Raw genomic sequence first — 19,260 nt, 5'->3', positions numbered from 1 at the left:
GGTGGTGGGGAACGAGCCCCTGCGGGGCCGTTCCCGGGGTGCAGGCGGTGGGGAACGAGCCCCTGCGGGGCCGTTCCCGGGGTGCAGGCGGTGGGAACGAGCCCCTGCGGGGCCGTTCCTGGTGCAGGCGCAGGCGGCCGGCGCGCGAGCGCGGGTCAGGCGGGGGTGTCGAGGACGCCGATGAAGCGGGTGCCGATGCCGTCGTACTCGTCGCGGCGGTGGCCCTCGGGGTGGTGCGGCCAGGAGGCGGGGGAGTGGTCCTCGCAGACGAGGAACGTGAACTCGGGCCACCACTTCTTCGGGCGGGCGGCCTCGGAGCGGCCGCAGACGGCGCAGTCGAGAGTCACCCACACGGGGCGCCTGCCCGTGCGGTTCGCCCGCGACTGGACGAGCCAGGCGGGCGGATCCTGCTCGAGGGCAGTGAGCTCCTCCTCCGACAAGCGGGTGGGGATGCCGTGCCGCGTCGCCATCTCGAGGGGGATGTCGAGGCGCTGAGCGGCCTCGCGACGCGTGATCATCCGGCCACCCTAACCCAGCGCCGCACGCGGACCCCGAGGCCGCAGCGACGCGCGCGCGAGCAGCCACTCCAGCGGGCCCTGCCCCACGAGCCGCCGCCAGAGGAGAGCGGCGACGATCGAGCCGACCACGAAGACGCCGAGCAGCGCCCAGCTGCGCCACGCCTCGAAGTCGAACGGCTCGAACGGGACGAGGTACACCGCCAGCGCCACGAGCTGCAGCGAGTAGATCGTCAACGGCATCGCACCGACGGCCGCGATCGGAGTCGCCGCACGCGCCAGGAGCGGCAGCCGCTGCAGCAGAGCCGTCAGCGCGCCGAGGACGACGCAGGCGACCCCGCCCGCCCCGAGTAGCTCGGCGGTGGTGCTGGCGTGCGCCTCCACCGCCTCCGGCCCCCCGAGCAGCAGCCCGCCGCCGTAGCCGAGCACGGCCGAAACCGCGCCGCCGACGACGATCCAGCGTTGGGTGGTCGCGGACCGGATGTCGCAGCGCGCGATCAGGAGGCCGAGGACCACGTACGCCAGCCACGACGGCACCGGGTAGTACTGGGTGAGCCAGGTGAGGGGCTGCGCGGCCAGGAGCGCCTCGTCGGGCGACAGGGTCGAGAGCCAGGAGCCGCCGGCGCTCGTCAGCGCGTCGACCGCGAGGGGCCCGGCGATCGCGGTGACCGCGACCAGCACGGCGAGGACCGCCCGCGGCAGGAAGAGCAGCAGCGCCGCGACGAGGAACATCACTCCGTAGTGCGGGAGGATCACCGCGATCGGCGTCCCGAGCAGCGTCAGGGCGACGCCGATGACGAGCAGGTACAGCCCGCGGAGCAGGATCGACCCCGTGTCGTGCCAGGGCCGGGAGGAGCGCTGCGCGCCGCCCGTCATCAGCCCGATCGACACTCCCGCCAGCACAGCGAAGAGGACGGAGCTGCGGCCGTTCCAGAGCATCTCGCTCTCGACGGGGGCGAGGTGGGCGGCGAACATGCCCAGAACGGCCAGGCCGCGTGCGACGTCCAGGCCGACGATCCGGGAGTCAGCGGCGCTCATCGCTCCATCGTGCCAGGCGCTCCCGGCAGAGCACCGGGAACGGCGGGGGCCGTTAACGACGACGGGCGCCCGACCCGGAGGTCGAGCGCCCGTCGGACGTGGTGCGCCGTGCTACTCGCGGAAGATCGCGACGAGGCGCAGCAGCTCCAGGTACATCCAGACGACGGTGACCAGGATGCCGTAGGCGCCGGTCCAGCCGTAGATGCGGGGGAGGCGGTTGCGCACGCCCTGCTGGATGAACTCGAAGTCCATCACGAGCGAGTACGTGGCGAGCGCGACGGCGATGAGGCCGATCACGATGCCGATGAAGCCGGTGCGGAGACCGAAGCCGCCGCCGACGCCGAAGAGGCCGAGGCCCAGGTTCACCAGCGAGAACACCGCGTAGCTGATCATGCCGATGAAGAAGATCTTGTTGAGCTTCGGCGAGGTGCGGATCTTGCCGTTCATGAACAGCGCCAGGGTGACGCCGATCACGATGACGGTCGCCATGAGGGCCTGGACGACCGCTCCGGCGTACGCGCTCTCGAAGAATCTCGAGATCGCACCGACCGCGATGCCCTGGGTCGCGGCGTAGCCGAGGATCAGGGCGGGCGACGGCTGCTTCTTGAAGGCGTTGACGATGCCCAGCACCAGTGCGACGAGCACGGCGGGGAGCATCAGACCCGGGACGAACCAGCCGACGGCCGCACCCGCGAGGAGCACGACGAAGGCGAGGGCGGTCTTGGCGAGGGTGTCCTCGACGGTCATCCGGTCGGTCTCGACGGAGCCGGCGGCCGGACGGGAGTACATCTGGTCGAGCGTGCCGGGGGAGACGTCCGGGAGGTCCTGCACGCGGCCGGCGTAGCCGCGGTTGCTGAACTCCGGGCGTCCGAAGGCCGGATTGTTGCTTGCCATGGTTCCTCTTCTCTCAGGTGCGCTGGTCTCCGAGGGAACTCGCGGATCTGAGTCGCTGTGGGTGCGGGGTGCGCCGCGGATCCGAGAGGACTGCGACGATGGACACCACCATATCTGAGAGCACCTCTCAGAGTCTGGCTGTTCTCTTCGAGCGGACCTCGACTCCGCTGCGAGCCGCGCAGTGCCGCCCGTAGGATCGCGGCATGCCCGCGCGCCAGTCACCGCTCGTCATCGGCCACCGCGGAGCGAGCGGCTACCGGCCGGAGCACACCCGCTCCGCCTACGAGCTGGCGATCGCGCTGGGCGCCGATGCGCTGGAGCCCGATCTGGTGGCGACCCGCGACGGCGTGCTCGTCCTGCGCCACGAGAACGAGATCTCCGGCACGACGGACGTCGAGAAGCGCCCGGAGTTCGCCGCGCGCCGCACCACGAAGCGGATCGACGGCCGCGACATCACCGGCTGGTTCACCGAGGACTTCACCTGGGACGAGCTGTCGGAGCTGCGGGCCCGCGAGCGGCTGCCGGCCGTGCGCGGCTCCAGCGCCACGTTCGACGGGCAGTTCCCGCTGCTGCGCTTCAGCGAGCTGCTGGCGCTGCTGGACCGGGCGGCGGAGGACGATCCGCTCGCTCCGCCGGGGCTCGTCGCCGAGATCAAGCACGCGACGTACTTCGCCGGGATCGGGCTGCCGCTGGACGTGCTGCTGCGCGAGGAGCTCGCCGCCGCGGGCTGGGGTCCGCGCGATCCGCGGCTCACGATCGAGAGCTTCGAGAAGACCGTCCTGGAGCGGCTCGGGGTGAGCGGTGTCGGCACCCGCCGGATCTACCTGCTCGAGTCGCGCGGCGCCCCGCCCGACCTCGTGGCCGCCCACGGCTCCGACGCGGCCCCCTACTCCGCCTTCACCACGCCCGCGGGACTGCGGAACCTCGCCGGCGTCGTCGACGGCATCAGCGTCGACAAGAGCATGCTCTTCTCCCGGGACGCGGCCGGCCGGGCGACGGGGACCGGTCCGCTCGTCGAGCACGCCCACGCGGCCGGGCTCGAGGTCTACTGCTGGACGCTGCGCGCGGAGAACCGCTTCCTCGAGAAGGTGCACCGGCGCGGGAAGGACCCGGCGGAGTACGGCGGCTGGCAGGAGGAGTTCGCGATGATCCTCCGCTCGGGAGTCGACGGCGTCTTCGCCGACCAGCCCGATCTGGCGATCGAGGCGCGGGCTGCCGAGCAGGAGCGCCTGCTCCGCGGCTGACCGGTCCGGCGATCGGGCGCTCCTCCGGCGCGTGCCGAGCGGACGCGGAGGCTGCGCTGGCATCATCGGCTCACCACCGCCCGCCCGACCCTCGAGAGGAGGCCCCGTGTCCACCCGTGAGCGCATCACCCGTCGCTGGATCACCACCGCCGTCCTCGCCGTGATCGGCGTCGCCGCCGTGTACTGGCTCGCCGTGCTCACCCCACAGGGCCAGGGCGTCGAGAACTCGGGGCTCCGAGGCGCCGACCTCGTCTTCGGCCGGGCCACCGGCGCCGCCGCCGGGGCGCTCGCGGACGTCACCCCGCTCTCCATGGTCGTCGGCGCCCTGCTCGTCGCGGCGATCGCGCTGATCCGGCGGCGCCCGGCGCTGGCCGTCGCCTCCGTCGGCTCGATCGTCGTCACGGCCGGGCTCACCCAGCTGCTCAAGAACGTGGTCCTCGAGCGGCCCGAGCTGGTCGACACCGACTCCTGGTACACCGGCGGCAGCTTCCCGAGCGGGCACACCGCGGCGGCCGTCTCGGTCGTCTTCGCCCTGGCGATGGTCGTGCCCGGGCGGGCGCGGACCGTCGTGCTCGCGCTGGGCGGCGCGGTCGTGGTGCTGGTCGGCAACCTGACGATGGCCGCGTCCTGGCATCGGGCGAGCGACGTCCTGGGGGCCGACCTCGTCGCGCTGGCCTCCGCCTCCGTCGCCTGCGCGTGGCTGACCACCAGGGCCCAGGTGGGCCGAGCGCCGAAGAGGCCCGCGCGGCGCGGCGTGAACCGCCTGCTCCTCGTGTGCTCCGTGATCGTGGTGGTGCTCCTCGCGGCGCTCGCCGTCCAGGGCATCCAGTACTACCCCGACGACGCCAAGGACCTCACCGCGTTCGCCCTCCTGCAGCTCCTGGCGGTGTCGACGTCGGCGCTCGCCGTGCTCGGCTTCTCCCTCGCGTGGCGCGGACTGGACGTCGGCGGGGCGCTCACCTCGCCCGCGCCGCGTCAGCGGACCGCCTGACCGCTCCCGGTGTCGGAGGGGCGATCTACACTCGGAGGGACATGAGCTTCCTCTTCGATCCGAGCGACTCCCGCGCCACCCCGGTCATTGTCGGTCCCCCCGGCGGCCCCGGGGACGCGCCCCGCACCGACCCGGCGCACGAGCAGCTCGTCGCGGGTCTGAACCCCCAGCAGCGCGAGGCCGTCGAGTACCGCGGAGACGCGCTGCTCATCGTCGCGGGGGCCGGCTCGGGCAAGACCAGCGTCCTCACCCGGCGCATCGCGAGCCTCCTGGGCAACGGCGAGGCCTGGCCGAGCCAGATCCTCGCGATCACGTTCACCAACAAGGCCGCGGCCGAGATGCGCGAGCGCGTCGAGAAGCTGGTGGGGCAGAGCGCCGAGGGGATGTGGATCTCGACCTTCCACTCCGCGTGCGTGCGGATCCTGCGCCGAGAGGCCGAGAACTTCGGCATGACCAGGTCGTTCACGATCTACGACTCGGGCGATCAGCGCGCGCTGCTCAAGCGCATCGTGAAGGACCTCGAGGCCGACTCGCTCGGGATCACCGTCGCGAGCGCCTCCGCGAAGATCTCCAAGCTCAAGAACGAGCTCGCCGACGTCGACTCCTACGCCCGCACCGCGAACCTCAGCGATCCCAACGAGGAGATGTTCCTCCAGGTCTTCCGGGCCTACTCGCGGGCCCTCGAGGGGGCGAACGCGTTCGACTTCGACGACCTGATCGCGCAGACCGTCTACCTCTTCCGCGCCTTCCCGCACGTCGCCGCGAAGTACCAGCGGCGCTTCCGCCACGTGCTGGTCGACGAGTACCAGGACACGAACCACGCCCAGTACTCGCTGATCCACGAGCTGACCCGGCCCGTGCCGCCGGCGACGATGGCGGCGGCGCAGTTCGACCGTCCCTACCGCGGGCCGGTCACGGCCGACGGCTCGATCCCGGGGGCCTCGCTCACCGTCGTCGGCGACTCGGACCAGTCCATCTACGCGTTCCGCGGCGCCGACATCCGCAACATCGTCGAGTTCGAGCGCGACTTCCCGGGCTGCCGGGTGATCCTGCTCGAGCAGAACTACCGCTCGACGCAGAACATCCTCTCGGCGGCCAACGCCGTGATCTCGAACAACTTCGACCGCCGCGCGAAGAACCTCTGGTCCTCCAGCGGTGACGGGGAGAAGATCGTCGGCTACACCGGGTACTCGGGTCACGACGAGGCGCAGTTCGTGGTCGACGAGATCGCACGCCTGCACGCTGCGGGCACCGGCTACGACGAGATCGCGGTCTTCTACCGCACCAACGCCCAGACCCGGGCACTGGAGGAGATCTTCATCCGCTCCGCGCTGCCCTACCGGATACTGGGCGGCACGAAGTTCTACGAGCGCGCCGAGATCAAGGACGCCCTGGCGTACCTGATCACGGTGGCGAACCCGGCCGACGTTCTCGCGCTGCGGCGCATCATGAACACCCCGAAGCGCGGCATCGGCCCCGCGACGGAGGCGCAGCTGCAGTCGTTCGCCGACACCAACGCGGTGACACTGCGCGAGGCGATGCGCAACGCCGGCTCGCTGGGGATGGGCCCGAAGGTGACGAAGGCGATCGTCGACCTCGCGACCCTCCTCGACGAGTGCGCCCTGATGCTCGACACCGCGCGGGAGGGCGGCGAGGCGAAGGTGCACGAGGTGCTGACGGCGCTGCTCACCCGCAGCGGCTACCTCGACATGCTCCGTTCCAGTCGCGACCCGCAGGACGAGGCACGCGCCGAGAACGTCGACGAGCTCGTCGCCGTCACGAAGGAGTTCGCCCGCAACAACCCGGACGGCGGACTGGTCGACTTCCTCACCGAGGTCTCGCTGGTCGCCGCGGCCGACGACCTCGACGACGACTCCGGCACCGTCTCGCTGATGACCCTGCACACGGCGAAGGGCCTCGAGTACGACGCCGTGTTCCTCACCGGGATCGAGGAGGACCTGCTCCCGCACCGCATCTCGGCGAACGAGCCCGGCGGACCGGCCGAGGAGCGGCGGCTGTTCTACGTGGGGATCACCCGGGCCCGAAAGCGCCTCTACCTCTCGCTCGCGATGACCCGGGCGCAGTACGGCGAGACCTCGGTCGCGATGCCGAGCCGGTTCCTGCAGGAGATCCCGGGCGAGCTGATCCAGTGGCGCCAGTCGCCCGGTGCGGCGACCTCGCGCGGCGGCACGCAGCCCCGGGCCCTGAACGCGCAGCGGCCCGGCTTCGGCCGGTCGCGCTCGAACACCGAGTTCCGGGAGGCGCTCGCCGCGGCGCCGAAGGCCAAGGGCGAGTTCCCGAACCGGATCACCGGCATGGTGCGCGACAACGGCGACCTGGAGCTGATCGCGGGCGACCGCATCCGGCACACCGACTTCGGCGAGGGGCGCGTGAACGCGGTGACGGGCGAGGGCTCGAAGCGCGTGGCGCACGTGCTCTTCGACCAGGTGGGTGCGAAGAAGCTGCTGATCAAGGTCGCGCCGATCGAGAAGATCTAGCCCGGTGGCGGGCGGCTCGGCGGCCGCACGGCTCGCGACGGAGGTGTTCTCCCCGGCGGTCCTCGCGGTGCTCGTGCCGGTCGTGGTCGGCGCGCGCGTCGCGGATCCGCCCCTGCTCGGCGTCGCCTGGGGAGCGCTCGCGGCGCTCTTCGTCGGCGTGGTGCCCTACCTGGTCATCCGCCTGCTGATGCGCACCGGCCGGATCCACGGCGACCACCACGTGCCGGACCGGCGCGAGCGGGCTCTGCCGATCGCGCTGGCGCTGGTGTCGATCGCGGTCGGCCTGGTGCTGCTCGCCGTGCTCGGCGCTCCCGTCGCGGTGACCACGTTCGGCGTGGTGACGGTGGCCGTGGTGCTCGCCGTCGGCGTGGTCAACCTGGTCTGGAAGCTGTCCGGGCACGCGGCGGTGGTCGCCACGTGCGCGGTCGTCGTGCTGATCGCGTACGGACCGCTCTCGCTCCTCGTCAGCGTGCCGATCGTGCTGTGGGTGCTCTGGTCGAGGGTGCGCCTCGGCGCGCACACGCCCGCCCAGGTCGTCGCGGGGGCCGTGGTCGGCACGGTCCTCGCCGGGACCGTCTGGTCCCTCCTCGGCTGACGTCCGTCCCTTCCCGTGTGCCCCCCGGTCGCTCTCCGCGAGATGCCACTTCGGTACGCGACACGCCGTAGCGGGCGTACTCACGTGGCATCTCGCGGAAGGAGTCAGCCGGCGTACCGCGCGACGAGCTCCCGCTTCAGGACCTTGCCGCTGGGTCCCAGGGGCAGCGCGTCGACGAACTCGACGCGGCGGGGGAACTTGAACGCGGCCAGGTGCTCGTTCGCGTAGGCGATCAGCTCCTCGGCGGTGGCGGTCGCCGACGGGGCGAGGATCACCGCGGCCATCACCTCCTGGCCGTGGCGCTCGTCCGGGATCCCGAAGACCGCCGCGTTCTGCACGGCCGGGTGCCCGATCAGCACCTCCTCGACCTCGCGCGGGTACACGTTGTAGCCGTTGCGGATGATCATGTCCTTCGTGCGGTCGAGGATGCGGATGTAGTCCTCCTCGTCCTTCGTGCCCAGGTCTCCGGTGCGGAACCAGCCGTCGATCACCGCCTCCGCGGTCGCCGCCGGGTTGCCGAGGTAGCCCTTCATCAGGTTGTGCCCGCGCACCACGATCTCGCCGAGCTCGCCCCGGGGGAGCAGCTCGACGCGGTCGGTCACGTCGGGGCGCGCGACCTCGACCTCGACGCCCCAGATCGGCGTGCCGACCGTGCCCGGCCGCGGCGGGACTCCGACGTGATTGAAGGTGGCGACAGGGGAGGTCTCGGTGAGTCCGTAGCCCTCGTAGATCTCGACCCCGAACACCTCCCGGAAGCGCTCGATCACGGCGACGGGCAGGGCGGCGCCTCCCGAGACCGCGTAGCGCAACGGCGGCCGGTCCTCGCGCCGGGTCGCGGCGTCGAGCAGGGCGACGTACATCGTGGGCACGCCCTCGAACACCGTGCAGCCGTGGGCGATCATCGCCTCGAGGGCGGCGTCGCCGTCGAACTTCGGCACCAGGACGACCGTCGCGGCGGTGCGGAAGGCCGTGTTCATCGCGCAGACCTGCCCGAACGTGTGGAAGAGCGGCAGCGCCCCGAGCACCACGTCGCCGCGGTGCAGGTCGAACGTGTTCATCAGCAGCACGTCCGACTGCGAGACGATCGCGAAGTGCGTCCCCTCCGCCCCCTTCGGGCGGCCGGTGGTGCCGCTGGTGTAGAGGATCGTCGCCGTATCGGAGGGTGAGCGGGGCACGTAGCCGTCGATCGGCGAGGCCTCCGCGGCGAGGTCCTCCAGGCGCGGAAGGGGCGAGGCCGTGCCGTCGGGCACCATCACGCTCAGCACGGGGACGCCGGCGAGGTCCGCTCCTGCGGCCCCCTCGGCGAGCAGCGGGGCGGCGCACACGAGCGCGACGGCTCCGGAGTCGCGGAGGACGTAGGCGATCTCGTCGTGCTTGAGCAGGGCGTGCACCGGGACCACCACGGCGCCGAGCGCGAGGACAGCGAAGTAGCCGCGAGGGAAGTCGGGGACGTTCGGGACGAGAAGGGCCACGCGGTCGCCCGGGCCGATGCCCCGGGCGCGGAGGGCTCCTGCGTAGGCCCGGGTCTGCCGCCAGAGGGTCGCGTAGTCGACGGCCTGCTCGCCCACGCGGATCGCGATCGTGTCGGGAGTGCGCCGCGCCGCCTCCGCCAGGATGGCCGCGACGGAGAGGGTGCCGAAGCCGGCGGCGGACGGGGGAGCGGCGGGGGCCTCGGCCGTGCGGGGTTCGGTGATGCTCATCAAGGCTCCAGTCGTCGTTGACCGCCGCGGCGGATGCCGGGTGATCCACCGTAGATCCGGCGGGGGGCCGCGTCGAGCGATCCGCACCGGATGTTCAGCACGGGCGGGCGGGGAGTGCGCATCCCGGCGCCGAGCGGAAGGGGGTGCGGGAGGCGCGGGCGGCTGCCTACAGTCGGACTGCTGCGGCCCGGTTCCGCGGGTCGGACGACGGGAGGCGCGATGCGCGGTGAGGCGACGCTCTACACGGACGCGGTGGTGACGGCTCCGTTCGCCCTCGCGGTGATCGCGGAGGCGACTGGCTCGCGCGTGGTCGGTTCCCGGACCGCGGACGCGCACGTACCGCTCTACAGCGGCCCGACGAGCGCGCGGGTCGAGATCGCGGGGTTCGGCGACAGCGTGCCGGTCACCGTCGACGTGCGCGACGAGCGCGGGATCGACGAGGCGCGGGCGGCCGCTCAGGCGCTCGGGCTGGAGCTCGCCGCCTACGCGGGCTGGGAGGTCGTCGCCGGCTTCTGAGCGTCGCGGCGGACCCGGGCGACGTAGAAGCGGCTGGGCGCCGTCCTCACGCTCGCGGGAAGGAGGCGGTAGACGGCGAAGGTGCGCGAGAGCGCCCGCTCGAACCGCGCCTCCTGCCGCGGGGTCCAGCGGAAGCCGAACGGCTCGCGGAGCGCCGCCGGGAGCAGGCCGGCGGTCATCAGGCGGAGGTAGGGGCCGAGCGGGCGCAGGTACCAGGCGGCGATGCTCGGGCCCAGGAGGTCGTGGGCGACGCGGAAGGCGGCGGGCGTGACCTCGAGGCGCTCCAGCTCCCGCTCCCAGTAGGCGTCGAACGCGGTGCGGGAGTCGGGCCAGAGCTCCGCGGGCATCTGCAGAGCGGCGCCGACGACGACGGAGCGGCGCACGATGTCGTCCGCCTCCTCCTCGCTCAGCGCGCCGAAGGCGCCCTCGTAGAGCTGCAGCATCGACTGGGTGAGCGTCGCGGCGACCCAGCGCTGCAGCTCCGGGTCGAAGGCGGTGTACCCGGGGCCGCGGACGGGCACGTGCGCCCTGTTGACCCGGCGGCGGACGGCGCGGACGTCCTCCGGAGTGCCGTAGTGGAGGACGTAGAGGTAGGAGAGCGTCCCGTGCAGGCGGTTCACGGCCCGGTGCACGAAGTCGGAGTGGTCGGCGACGCCCTGCCCGACCGCCGGGTGCGCGATCTGGAGGAGGATCGCGCGCGCCCCCGCCAGCAGGAACACGCCCTCGCGGAAGACGTCCGGAGTGCGGGAGGCCGACGACATGGCTCCACGCTACGCGGGAGCGGAGGGCGGAGGAGGAGCCGGTGCCGCCCGGCGGGCGTCCGGCGGGCGCGGAGCGGGCGCACGGGAAGCCCCCGGCGGGTGCGGAGTAGACTCGGCGCGGCCCAGGGACAGTGCCGAGACTCCGGCGTCGTCCGGGCCACCTCGAACTCGAAACGCAAGCGCGCTCGGCGCGGAATGGGAATGCAGCGTGGATCTCTTCGAATACCAGGCCCGTGATCTGTTCGAGAAGTACGGCGTCCCCGTGCTCCCGGGCATCGTCGCCGACACGCCGGAGGAGGTGCGCGCCGCGGCGGAGAAGCTCGGCGGCGTCACCGTCGTCAAGGCGCAGGTCAAGATCGGCGGCCGCGGCAAGGCGGGCGGCGTGAAGGTCGCGAAGACCCCCGAGGACGCGTTCGCCGCGGCGCAGTCGATCCTCGGCCTCGACATCAAGGGCCACGTCGTCAAGCGCGTCATGGTCGCCGGTGGTGCGCGCATCGACCGCGAGTTCTACTTCTCGGTGCTGCTCGACCGGGCCAACCGCTCCTACCTCTCGCTCACCTCCTACGAAGGCGGCATGGAGATCGAGCAGCTCGCCGTCGAGCGCCCCGACGCCCTCGCGCGCGTCGAGGTCGTCCCCGGCCAGGGCATCGACCAGGCCAAGGCCGAGGAGATCGCCCGCGCGGCGAAGTTCCCGGAGGAGCTGATCGCCAAGGTCGCGCCCGTCCTGGTGAAGCTCTACGACGTCTACACCGGCGAGGACGCCACGCTCGTCGAGGTGAACCCGCTCGTGCTCACCGAGGAGGGCGACATCGTCGCGCTCGACGGCAAGGTCTCGCTCGACGAGAACGCCGGCTTCCGCCACGCGGACCACGCCGCGCTCGAGGACAAGGACGCCGCCGACCCGCTCGAGGCGAAGGCCAAGGAGAACGACCTCAACTACGTGAAGCTCGACGGCGAGGTCGGCATCATCGGCAACGGCGCCGGCCTGGTCATGTCGACCCTCGACGTCGTCGCCTACGCCGGAGAGAGGCACAACGGCGTGAAGCCGGCCAACTTCCTCGACATCGGCGGTGGAGCCTCCGCCCAGGTGATGGCGAACGGCCTCGACGTGATCCTCGGCGACGAGCAGGTCAAGAGCGTCTTCGTCAACGTCTTCGGCGGCATCACCGCGTGCGACGCGGTCGCCAACGGCATCCTCCAGGCGCTCGAGATCCTCGGCGACTCGGCCACCAAGCCGCTCGTCGTCCGCCTCGACGGCAACAAGGTCGAGGAGGGCCGCGCGATCCTCCAGGCCGCCGCCAACCCGCTCATCACGCTCGCCGCGACCATGGACGAGGGCGCCGACAAGGCCGCCGCCCTCGCCGCCGCGTAACGGACCCGACGACTCAAGGAATCAGAGAACAAGCATGTCGATCTTCCTCACCAAGGACTCCAAGGTCATCGTCCAGGGCATCACCGGCGGCGAGGGCACCAAGCACACCGCGCTGATGCTCAAGGCCGGCACGAACGTGGTCGGCGGCGTCAACGCCCGCAAGGCCGGCACGACCGTCACCCACGGCGACGTCGAGCTCCCCGTCTTCGGCACCGTGAAGGAGGCGATGGAGGCCACCGGCGCCGACGTCTCCATCGCGTTCGTGCCGCCCGCCTTCTCGAAGGACGCCGTCATCGAGGCGATCGACGCCGAGATCGGCCTCCTCGTCGTCATCACCGAGGGCATCCCGGTGCAGGACTCCGCGGAGTTCTGGGCGTACGCGCAGGAGAAGGGGAACAAGACCCGGATCATCGGCCCGAACTGCCCCGGCATCATCACGCCGGGCGAGTCGCTCGTGGGCATCACGCCCGCGACGATCACCGGCAAGGGCCCCATCGGTCTCGTCTCCAAGTCGGGCACCCTGACCTACCAGATGATGTACGAGCTCCGCGACCTCGGCTTCTCGACCGCCATCGGCATCGGCGGCGACCCGATCATCGGCACGACGCACATCGACGCGCTCGCCGCGTTCGAGGCCGACCCCGAGACGAAGGCGATCGTGATGATCGGCGAGATCGGCGGCGACGCCGAGGAGCGCGCCGCGGACTTCATCAAGGCGAACGTCACGAAGCCCGTCGTCGGCTACGTCGCGGGCTTCACCGCCCCCGAGGGCAAGACGATGGGCCACGCCGGCGCCATCGTCTCCGGCTCGGCCGGGACCGCGCAGGCCAAGAAGGAGGCCCTCGAGGCCGCGGGCGTGAAGGTCGGCAAGACGCCGTCCGAGACGGCCGCCCTGCTCCGCGAGGTCTACGCGGCGCTCTAGCGCCCGTCCTCCCCGCACCACCGTCGGAACGGACGGTGCCCCTGCTCCGGCGGGCGGCGCCGTCCGTTCCGTCGTCGGGGCGGGTCCGGCCGGAGTAGCGTCGCAGCGTGACCCGCCGCCTCGGACTGGACCTGCTGACCTTCGTGCCGTACCCGGAGGGCCCCGAGCAGCCGGGCGACGCCGCGCGGAGCCTCGAGGACGGGCTCGCCCTGCTCGAGCTCGCCGAGGAGCTCGGCTACGGCACCGGCTGGGTCCGCGTGCGGCACTTCGAGCGCTACCTGGCGTCTCCGCTGACCTTCTTCGCGGCCGCCTCCCAGCGGACCCGCCACCTCCGCCTCGGGACCGCGGTCATCGGCGCCCGGTACGAGTCGCCCGTGCGCCTCGCCGAGGACGCCGCGACCGTGGACCTGCTCTCGGGCGGACGCCTCGACCTCGGTGTCAGCAGCGGCTTCGCTCACCTCGCCTCCGTCTTCGACGGGGTGTTCGGTCAGGCCGAGCGCGACTTCCGCGAGGAGGCGCAGGAGCGCATCGCACGGCTCCGCGAGGCGCTCTCGGGCGCCGTGCTCGGCGTCGCGGAGTCGGCGCTGATGTCGGTCCCGGTCGGCGCTCCGCTCATCCAGCAGCCGCATGCTCCAGGCCTGGCCGACCGGCTCTGGTACGGGGCGGGAACGGTGTCCTCCGCGGTCCGGGCGGGCGAGCAGGGCATGCACCTGCAGGTGTCCACGCCCAACACGGAGGAGACGGGCCTGCCGTTCGCCGAGCAGCAGGCCGTGCAGATCCGCGCCTACCGCGAGGCCTTCGCCGCCGCGCACCCGGGGCGCACATCGAGGGTGACGGCGGGCCGCATCGTGCTGCCGCTGCTGGACACCGCCGACGAGGAGGCGCACCGCCCCTTCATCGAGGGCTACCTCGCGCGGATGGACGACGAGGGCCGCCCCCGCACGGCCGACCGGTCGATCATCGCCGCCCCGATGCGCTTCAGCCCCCTCCACAGCGGGAGCCCGGAGCGGATCGTCGCGTCGCTCGCCGCGGATCCCGCGCTCGCCGAAGCGGACGCGCTCACGGTGACGCTCCCGGCGGTCGGCGGAGTGGAGTCGCACCGGCGCATTTTGCGCGCCGTCGCCGAGCGCATCGCCCCGCAGCTGGGCTGGACGCCCGGGGCCTGAGGATCAGCGCCGCGCGAGCAGCACCAGGACGGGCCGCTGCAGCAGGAGCAGGAGCAGCCACCAGAGCCCGACGGACGGGATCAGCAGCGCCAGCGCCAGCGCGACGAGGAGCAGCGCGAAGGGCAGCAGAGCGGGCGCGAGCGGCAGAGGTCCCGCGCCGGGCCGCCTCAGCTCCGGGTGCCGGGAGAGGCGCAGCTCGATCAGGACCAGCGCTCCGCTCATCGCCGCCATCGTGCCGATGTAGAGCCCGATCGTCGCCCGGGAGTCCGGGAAGAGCGCCAGCGCGCTCGTCGAGAACGGGAAGAACGCCAGCGCGGCCAGCCAGAGCAGGTCCAGCCACACCAGAGCGCCGTCGTAGTCCCCGGCGATCTCGAAGACGCGGTGATGGGGGATCCAGAAGACGGCGATGATCGCGAAGGAGAGCGCGAAGGCGAGGACCGAGTCCAGGTGCTCCGCGAGCAGCGCCGGGACTCCGCCGCCCTCCCGGGCGATCTCGGGAGCCAGCTGCACCAGCGGCAGGACGAGGACGGTGATGGCGATGGCGGCGGTCGCGTCCGAGAAGTTGACGAGCCGGTCGAGCCCGCGCTCCGTCCGGCGGTGGGCCGCTCGTGCCCCGGGGTGCCCGCGGTGCACCAGGCGCTCGATCGGACCCGAGAGCAGGAGCAGCAGGAGCGCGAACATGTTGACGGCCGGCACCGCGACGGCGAGCACGAGGGCCGCGAGGAGGACGCCGATCACGATCAGCGATCTCGAGAGGGAGCGCCGCGGCTCCGCCCCCGGGGCCAGGAGATCAGGATCGCGGCGCACGATGAGCTGCATCGCCAGGGTCGCCGCGCTCGCCGCGATCATCGTGCCGATGTAGAGCGCGATGACGCTGCCGTCGGTGTCGAGCACGTTCGAGATCAGGTTCGCCGCGAAGGGGAGCAGGACGACCGCGGCCAGCCAGACGAAGTTCGCGACGACGAGCGCGGGCGAGTAGCGGGCCACGCCCTCGAAGACGGAGTGGTGGACCGTCCAGAGCCGCCCGATCACGGCGAATGTGATGAAGAAGGCGGAGAGGGTGCCGTAGTGCCCGGTGAGCAGGGCCCCCAGATCCGCCGCGCGTCCCTCCTCGACCACGTCGACCAGGGGGAGGACGAGGAACGTGATGGCGATGGCGACGACGGCGTCGGAGAAGTTCACGAGGCGGTCCAGGCCGCGCTCCGTCCGTGCGTCCGAGGTCCGCGTCATGGCTCCGACACTAGAGGGCCGGGCGGCGCGCCCCTGACCCGCCTCCGAGCGCGCCGCCGCTAGGCTCGTCAGGCCCATGAACCGGATCACCGTCGCCCTCCTCGCCGCCTTCGACGCCGCGCTGTCGGCGCTGATCGGGATCGCGATCCCGCTCGTCCCGCTGACCGTCCTCTGGGCCGTGCAGTACGACACGACGGTCGACTTCGGCGTGTTCTGGCGGGTCGCCGCCGACGCCTGGCTGCTCGGCCACGGGGCCGACCTGCAGGCGGCGCTGGCCCCCGACTCCGCTCTCGCCGTCGCGCTGCCCGGAGGCGCCGACGCCTTCCCGGTGACGATCGCCCCGCTGGCGTTCGCGCTCCTCACCGTGCTGCTCGGTGCGCGCACCGGCCGCCGCGCCCAGGAGTCGCCGTTCCGGGCCATCGGCGTTCTCGTCGCGATCGCGACCTACCTGGCGATCGCCCTCCTGGTCTCCCTGGGGTCCGCGGACCCGGCCGCCGCCGTCGATCCTTTGCAGGGGACGCTGCTGCCGCCTCTCGTCTTCGCGCTGGGGGTGCTCGTCGGAGCAGCGCTCCACTCCGCCCGCAGCGACGAGGCCGACCCCCTCGGCGAGCTGGCCGCCTCCGCGCTCGACCGCGTCCCCGCGCCGGGGCCCGGGCTCGTCCTCGCGTCACTGCGCGGGGGAGCGCTCGCCGCGGCCGGAGTGGTCGGAGCGGCGGCGGTGCTCGTCGCCGTGCTGCTGGTCGTGCACTACACCTCGGTCGTCGCGCTCTACGAGAGCCTCGGCGCCGAAGCGCTCGGCGGGCTGGCCCTCACCCTCGGGCAGCTGGCGTTCCTCCCGAACCTGGTGATCTGGGCGGCGAGCTGGCTGATCGGCCCGGGCTTCGCCCTCGGCACCGGCTCGTCCGTGAGCGCGGCAGGGACCCTGCTCGGACCGATCCCGTCGATCCCGGTCCTCGCCGCACTGCCCGCAGGGGACTCGGCCTTCGGGTTCCTCGGACTGCTCGTGCCGCTGCTCGCCGGGTTCGCCGCGGGATGGCGGCTGCGCCGCAGCGTGATCGAGGTGCTCGACGGCCGCCCGCTGCTGCGCTGGGGCGCCGCCGCAGCCGGCGGGATCGGCGTGGTCGGCGGCCTGCTGCTCGGGCTCCTCGCCTGGTTCTCGGCGGGCGCCGCAGGTCCGGGCCGACTCGCGCAGGTGGGCCCGGACCCGCTGGTGGTCGGGGCGGTCGCCGCGCTCGAGCTCGCTCTGGCCGCGGGCCTGGGCCTCGCCGCGGGCCGCAGCCGACGCGGCTGACGCCGGCGGAGGCGTCCCCCTAGACTTGCGCAGTGCTGAAGTTGGTCGTGCTCCTCTCCGGCGGCGGATCGAACCTCCGCGCCCTGCTGGACGCCACCGGCGACGAGGGCTTCCCCGCCCGCATCGTCGCGGTCGGCAGCGACACGGCCGCCGAGGGCTTCCGCCACGCCGAGGAGCGCGGGGTGCCCGCCTTCACGGTCGCGCCGCGCGACTTCGCCTCCCGCGACGAGTGGGGCGCCGCCCTGCTCGACCGCATCCAGGAGTGGGAGCCCGACCTCGTCGTCTGCGCGGGCTTCATGCGCATCCTGCCGCCCGTCGTCGTCGACGCGCTCAGCCCGCGGATGATCAACACCCACCCCGCCCTGCTGCCCCTCTTCCCCGGCGCCCACGCCGTCCGCGACGCCCTCGCCGCCGGCGCGACCGAGACCGGCGTCACCGTGCACGTGATCGACACCGGCGTCGACACGGGCCCGGTCATCGCCCAGGAGAGCCTCGCCGTGCTCCCCGGCGAGAGCGAGGACGCGCTGCACGAGCGCATCAAGACCATCGAGCGTCGCCTGCTGGTGCAGACGGTGCTCGACATCGCCCACGGAACCGTCGACCTCGAGGAGCTCGCCCGCGCATGAGCATCACCGCCCACGACCCCAGCAGCTACGACGACCGCGACAGGGTCCCCGTCCGCCGGGCGCTCATCTCGGTCAGCGACAAGACCGGCCTGCTCGAGCTCGGAGCGGCGCTCGCCGCGGCCGGCGTCGAGCTCGTCTCCACCGGCTCGACCGCCGCCACCCTCCGCGGCGCCGGCCACGAGGTCACCGACGTCTCGGCCGTCACCGGGTTCCCCGAGTCGCTCGACGGCCGCGTGAAGACGCTGCACCCGGCCGTGCACGCGGGCATCCTCGCCGACCTGCGGCTCGCCTCGCACCGCGAGCAGCTGGAGGAGCTCGACATCGCCGCGTTCGAGCTGGTCGTGGTGAACCTGTACCCGTTCCGCGAGACCGTCGCAGGCGGCGCCGACGCGGCGACCGTGGTCGAGAACATCGACATCGGGGGCCCGGCCCTCGTCCGCGCCTCCGCGAAGAACCACGCGAACGTCGCGATCGTCGTCGACCCGGCCGACTACTCCGGGATCGCGACCGCCCTCGCCGACGGTGGCACGACGCTGGCCGCGCGACGCACCCTGGCGGCCCGCGCCTTCGCGCACACGGCCTCCTACGACTCCGCCGTCGCCGCCTGGTTCGCCGGGCAGGAGGCGGCCGAGGGCGTCGAGGGCTCCGTCGAGATCCGCGGGACCCTGCAGCAGGTCCTCCGCTACGGCGAGAACTCGCACCAGAAGGCGGCCCTCTACGTCTCGCCCGACGGCACCGGCATCGCGCAGGCGACACAGCTGCACGGCAAGGAGATGTCCTACAACAACTACGTCGACGCCGACGCGGCCGTCCGCGCGGCCTACGACTTCGTGCTGCCCGCCGTGGCGATCATCAAGCACGCGAACCCCTGCGGCATCGCGATCGCGAGCTCGAAGGCGATCGACCCCATCGCCTCCGCCCACCGCCGCGCCCACGAGTGCGACCCGGTGTCCGCGTTCGGAGGCGTGATCGCCGCGAACCGGCCCGTCACCCTCGCCATGGCCGAGACGGTGAAGGAGATCTTCACCGAGGTGCTCGTCGCCCCCGGCTTCGAGCCCGAGGCGCTCGAGGTGCTGAAGACGAAGAAGAACCTGCGCCTTTTGCAGCTCCCCGACTTCTACGCCCCCGTCGAGCGCGAGTTCAAGCAGATCTCCGGCGGCCTGCTGCTGCAGGAGCCGGACCGCTTCGTCGGCGGACCCGGCGAGGTGAGCTCCGGCTGGCAGCTCGTCGCCGGCGACCCCGCCGACGCCGACACGATGCTCGACCTCGAGTTCGCGTGGAAGGCGTGCCGCGCCGTCAAGTCGAACGCGATCCTCCTCGCCAAGGGCGGCGCCTCCGTCGGCGTCGGCATGGGCCAGGTCAACCGCGTCGACTCCTGCCACCTCGCCGTCACCCGGGCCGGCGACCGCGCCCCCGGCTCGGTCGCCGCCTCCGACGCGTTCTTCCCCTTCGCCGACGGCCTCGAGGTGCTCCTCGCCGCCGGCGTGAAGGCCGTCGTCCAGCCCGGCGGCTCCGTCCGCGACGCCGAGGTCATCGACGCGGCCGCCCGCGCCGGCGTCACGATGTACACGACGGGGGAGCGGCACTTCTTCCACTGAGTGACGGGCGCGAAGCGCCCGTCACTCTGTGGGTGCTTGTCTTCCCCGCCGCTCCCTGCGCGGCGGGGCGCGGTCGGCTTCGCGACGGGGTGCGTTCCATGGAGCGGGTCGCGTCGCCGGTCGCGGGAATCGCTGGGCACGCGATTCCCGCTGAACCGGCTCTGCCGTGCGGTGGGCGTCTTCCCGGCCGCTCCCCGCGCGGCCGGGCGCGGTCGGCTTCGCGACGGGGTGCGTTCCATGGAGCGGGTCGCGTCGCCGGTCGCGGGAATCGCTGGGCACGCGATTCCCGCTGAACCGGCTCTG

The 19,260-nt window shown here is 72.7% G+C and carries 17 protein-coding genes; 11 read left to right on the top strand and 6 right to left on the bottom strand.

The genetic code is table 11. From position 1 onward, the window contains the following. Window positions 1-155: 155 nt before the first annotated feature. The 3 genes from C5C24_RS15945 to C5C24_RS15935 all read right to left on the bottom strand — a co-directional run bounded on the left by C5C24_RS15945 (window position 156) and on the right by C5C24_RS15935 (window position 2,447). Window positions 156-518: a DUF5997 family protein gene (locus C5C24_RS15945; RefSeq protein ID WP_104276922.1), complete on the bottom strand. Its 363-nt coding sequence runs from the start codon at window positions 516-518 to the stop codon at window positions 156-158. A gap of 9 nt (window positions 519-527) precedes the next feature. Further along, window positions 528-1,553 carry a DUF418 domain-containing protein gene (locus C5C24_RS15940; RefSeq protein ID WP_104305435.1) on the bottom strand — a complete coding sequence of 342 codons (1,026 nt, stop codon included), beginning with the start codon at window positions 1,551-1,553 and terminating at the stop codon, window positions 528-530. 111 nt (window positions 1,554-1,664) lie between these two features. After that, a complete protein-coding gene (locus tag C5C24_RS15935; protein ID WP_104276924.1) occupies window positions 1,665-2,447 on the bottom strand; it encodes a Bax inhibitor-1/YccA family protein in 783 nt (260 codons plus the stop codon). A gap of 203 nt (window positions 2,448-2,650) precedes the next feature. Between C5C24_RS15935 and C5C24_RS15930 the strand changes: the two genes are divergently transcribed. The 4 genes from C5C24_RS15930 to C5C24_RS15915 all read left to right on the top strand — a co-directional run bounded on the left by C5C24_RS15930 (window position 2,651) and on the right by C5C24_RS15915 (window position 7,775). Next, window positions 2,651-3,691: a glycerophosphodiester phosphodiesterase family protein gene (locus C5C24_RS15930; RefSeq protein ID WP_104276925.1), complete on the top strand. Its 1,041-nt coding sequence runs from the start codon at window positions 2,651-2,653 to the stop codon at window positions 3,689-3,691. A gap of 106 nt (window positions 3,692-3,797) precedes the next feature. Continuing rightward, window positions 3,798-4,682 (top strand): phosphatase PAP2 family protein, encoded by an 885-nt coding sequence (locus tag C5C24_RS15925; RefSeq protein WP_104305434.1) that lies wholly within the window; start codon window positions 3,798-3,800, stop codon window positions 4,680-4,682. Window positions 4,683-4,723: 41 nt separating this feature from the next. Next, window positions 4,724-7,180 carry an ATP-dependent helicase gene (locus C5C24_RS15920; RefSeq protein WP_104305433.1) on the top strand — a complete coding sequence of 819 codons (2,457 nt, stop codon included), beginning with the start codon at window positions 4,724-4,726 and terminating at the stop codon, window positions 7,178-7,180. Window positions 7,181-7,184: 4 nt separating this feature from the next. Next, window positions 7,185-7,775 (top strand): phosphatase PAP2 family protein, encoded by a 591-nt coding sequence (locus C5C24_RS15915; RefSeq protein ID WP_104305432.1) that lies wholly within the window; start codon window positions 7,185-7,187, stop codon window positions 7,773-7,775. A gap of 104 nt (window positions 7,776-7,879) precedes the next feature. Here the strand turns inward: C5C24_RS15915 and C5C24_RS15910 are convergent, their stop codons facing one another. Further along, complete coding sequence (locus C5C24_RS15910) at window positions 7,880-9,475, bottom strand: long-chain fatty acid--CoA ligase (protein ID WP_104305431.1); 1,596 nt, start codon at window positions 9,473-9,475, stop codon at window positions 7,880-7,882. Between the two features lie 219 nt (window positions 9,476-9,694). Between C5C24_RS15910 and C5C24_RS15905 the strand changes: the two genes are divergently transcribed. After that, window positions 9,695-9,991, top strand: coding sequence for a hypothetical protein (locus C5C24_RS15905; protein WP_104276930.1), 297 nt, complete (start codon window positions 9,695-9,697; stop codon window positions 9,989-9,991). Here the strand turns inward: C5C24_RS15905 and C5C24_RS15900 are convergent. Next, complete coding sequence (locus tag C5C24_RS15900; RefSeq protein WP_104305430.1) at window positions 9,958-10,752, bottom strand: oxygenase MpaB family protein; 795 nt, start codon at window positions 10,750-10,752, stop codon at window positions 9,958-9,960. The genes C5C24_RS15905 and C5C24_RS15900 overlap by 34 nt on opposite strands. A gap of 208 nt (window positions 10,753-10,960) precedes the next feature. On the opposite strand from C5C24_RS15900, the gene sucC reads away from it, so the two are divergent. The 3 genes from sucC to C5C24_RS15885 all read left to right on the top strand — a co-directional run bounded on the left by sucC (window position 10,961) and on the right by C5C24_RS15885 (window position 14,212). Further along, window positions 10,961-12,124 carry an ADP-forming succinate--CoA ligase subunit beta gene (sucC, locus tag C5C24_RS15895; RefSeq protein WP_104276932.1) on the top strand — a complete coding sequence of 388 codons (1,164 nt, stop codon included), beginning with the start codon at window positions 10,961-10,963 and terminating at the stop codon, window positions 12,122-12,124. A gap of 34 nt (window positions 12,125-12,158) precedes the next feature. Further along, a complete protein-coding gene (sucD, locus tag C5C24_RS15890) occupies window positions 12,159-13,046 on the top strand; it encodes a succinate--CoA ligase subunit alpha (RefSeq protein WP_104224929.1) in 888 nt (295 codons plus the stop codon). Window positions 13,047-13,153: 107 nt separating this feature from the next. Next, window positions 13,154-14,212: an LLM class flavin-dependent oxidoreductase gene (locus C5C24_RS15885; protein ID WP_104305429.1), complete on the top strand. Its 1,059-nt coding sequence runs from the start codon at window positions 13,154-13,156 to the stop codon at window positions 14,210-14,212. A 3-nt stretch (window positions 14,213-14,215) separates the two neighbouring features. Here the strand turns inward: C5C24_RS15885 and C5C24_RS15880 are convergent, their stop codons facing one another. Further along, entirely contained in the window at window positions 14,216-15,442 is a 1,227-nt protein-coding gene (locus tag C5C24_RS15880; RefSeq protein WP_181110119.1) for a TMEM175 family protein, read from the bottom strand. A gap of 76 nt (window positions 15,443-15,518) precedes the next feature. On the opposite strand from C5C24_RS15880, the gene C5C24_RS15875 reads away from it, so the two are divergent. From C5C24_RS15875 to purH, 3 genes are read left to right on the top strand one after another with little or no spacing between them, the layout of a single operon-like run. Then, window positions 15,519-16,733, top strand: a complete 1,215-nt coding sequence (locus tag C5C24_RS15875; protein WP_104281642.1) for a DUF6350 family protein — start codon at window positions 15,519-15,521, stop codon at window positions 16,731-16,733. Window positions 16,734-16,765: 32 nt separating this feature from the next. Continuing rightward, complete coding sequence (gene purN / locus C5C24_RS15870; protein ID WP_104276936.1) at window positions 16,766-17,359, top strand: phosphoribosylglycinamide formyltransferase; 594 nt, start codon at window positions 16,766-16,768, stop codon at window positions 17,357-17,359. Next, complete coding sequence (gene purH / locus C5C24_RS15865; RefSeq protein WP_104305427.1) at window positions 17,356-18,957, top strand: bifunctional phosphoribosylaminoimidazolecarboxamide formyltransferase/IMP cyclohydrolase; 1,602 nt, start codon at window positions 17,356-17,358, stop codon at window positions 18,955-18,957. The genes purN and purH overlap by 4 nt, the downstream gene beginning before the upstream one ends. Window positions 18,958-19,260: the final 303 nt, after the last annotated feature.

This window comes from Rathayibacter sp. AY2B3, from assembly GCF_002931755.1.
In the GTDB taxonomy this organism is placed as follows: domain Bacteria; phylum Actinomycetota; class Actinomycetes; order Actinomycetales; family Microbacteriaceae; genus Rathayibacter.
This window is presented reverse-complemented; position numbering and strand designations above follow the sequence as displayed.

Excerpts from the sequence above, each read along its gene's own strand:
- C5C24_RS15945 (WP_104276922.1), bottom strand. The coding sequence starts at position 518 with ATGATCACGCGTCGCGAGGCCGCTCAGCGCCTCGACATCCCCCTCGAG.
- C5C24_RS15940 (WP_104305435.1), bottom strand. The coding sequence starts at position 1,553 with ATGAGCGCCGCTGACTCCCGGATCGTCGGCCTGGACGTCGCACGCGGC.
- C5C24_RS15935 (WP_104276924.1), bottom strand. The coding sequence starts at position 2,447 with ATGGCAAGCAACAATCCGGCCTTCGGACGCCCGGAGTTCAGCAACCGC.
- C5C24_RS15930 (WP_104276925.1), top strand. The coding sequence starts at position 2,651 with ATGCCCGCGCGCCAGTCACCGCTCGTCATCGGCCACCGCGGAGCGAGC.
- C5C24_RS15920 (WP_104305433.1), top strand. The coding sequence starts at position 4,724 with ATGAGCTTCCTCTTCGATCCGAGCGACTCCCGCGCCACCCCGGTCATT.
- C5C24_RS15910 (WP_104305431.1), bottom strand. The coding sequence starts at position 9,475 with ATGAGCATCACCGAACCCCGCACGGCCGAGGCCCCCGCCGCTCCCCCG.
- C5C24_RS15905 (WP_104276930.1), top strand. The coding sequence starts at position 9,695 with ATGCGCGGTGAGGCGACGCTCTACACGGACGCGGTGGTGACGGCTCCG.
- C5C24_RS15900 (WP_104305430.1), bottom strand. The coding sequence starts at position 10,752 with ATGTCGTCGGCCTCCCGCACTCCGGACGTCTTCCGCGAGGGCGTGTTC.
- sucD (WP_104224929.1), top strand. The coding sequence starts at position 12,159 with ATGTCGATCTTCCTCACCAAGGACTCCAAGGTCATCGTCCAGGGCATC.
- C5C24_RS15880 (WP_181110119.1), bottom strand. The coding sequence starts at position 15,442 with ATGACGCGGACCTCGGACGCACGGACGGAGCGCGGCCTGGACCGCCTC.
- C5C24_RS15875 (WP_104281642.1), top strand. The coding sequence starts at position 15,519 with ATGAACCGGATCACCGTCGCCCTCCTCGCCGCCTTCGACGCCGCGCTG.
- purH (WP_104305427.1), top strand. The coding sequence starts at position 17,356 with ATGAGCATCACCGCCCACGACCCCAGCAGCTACGACGACCGCGACAGG.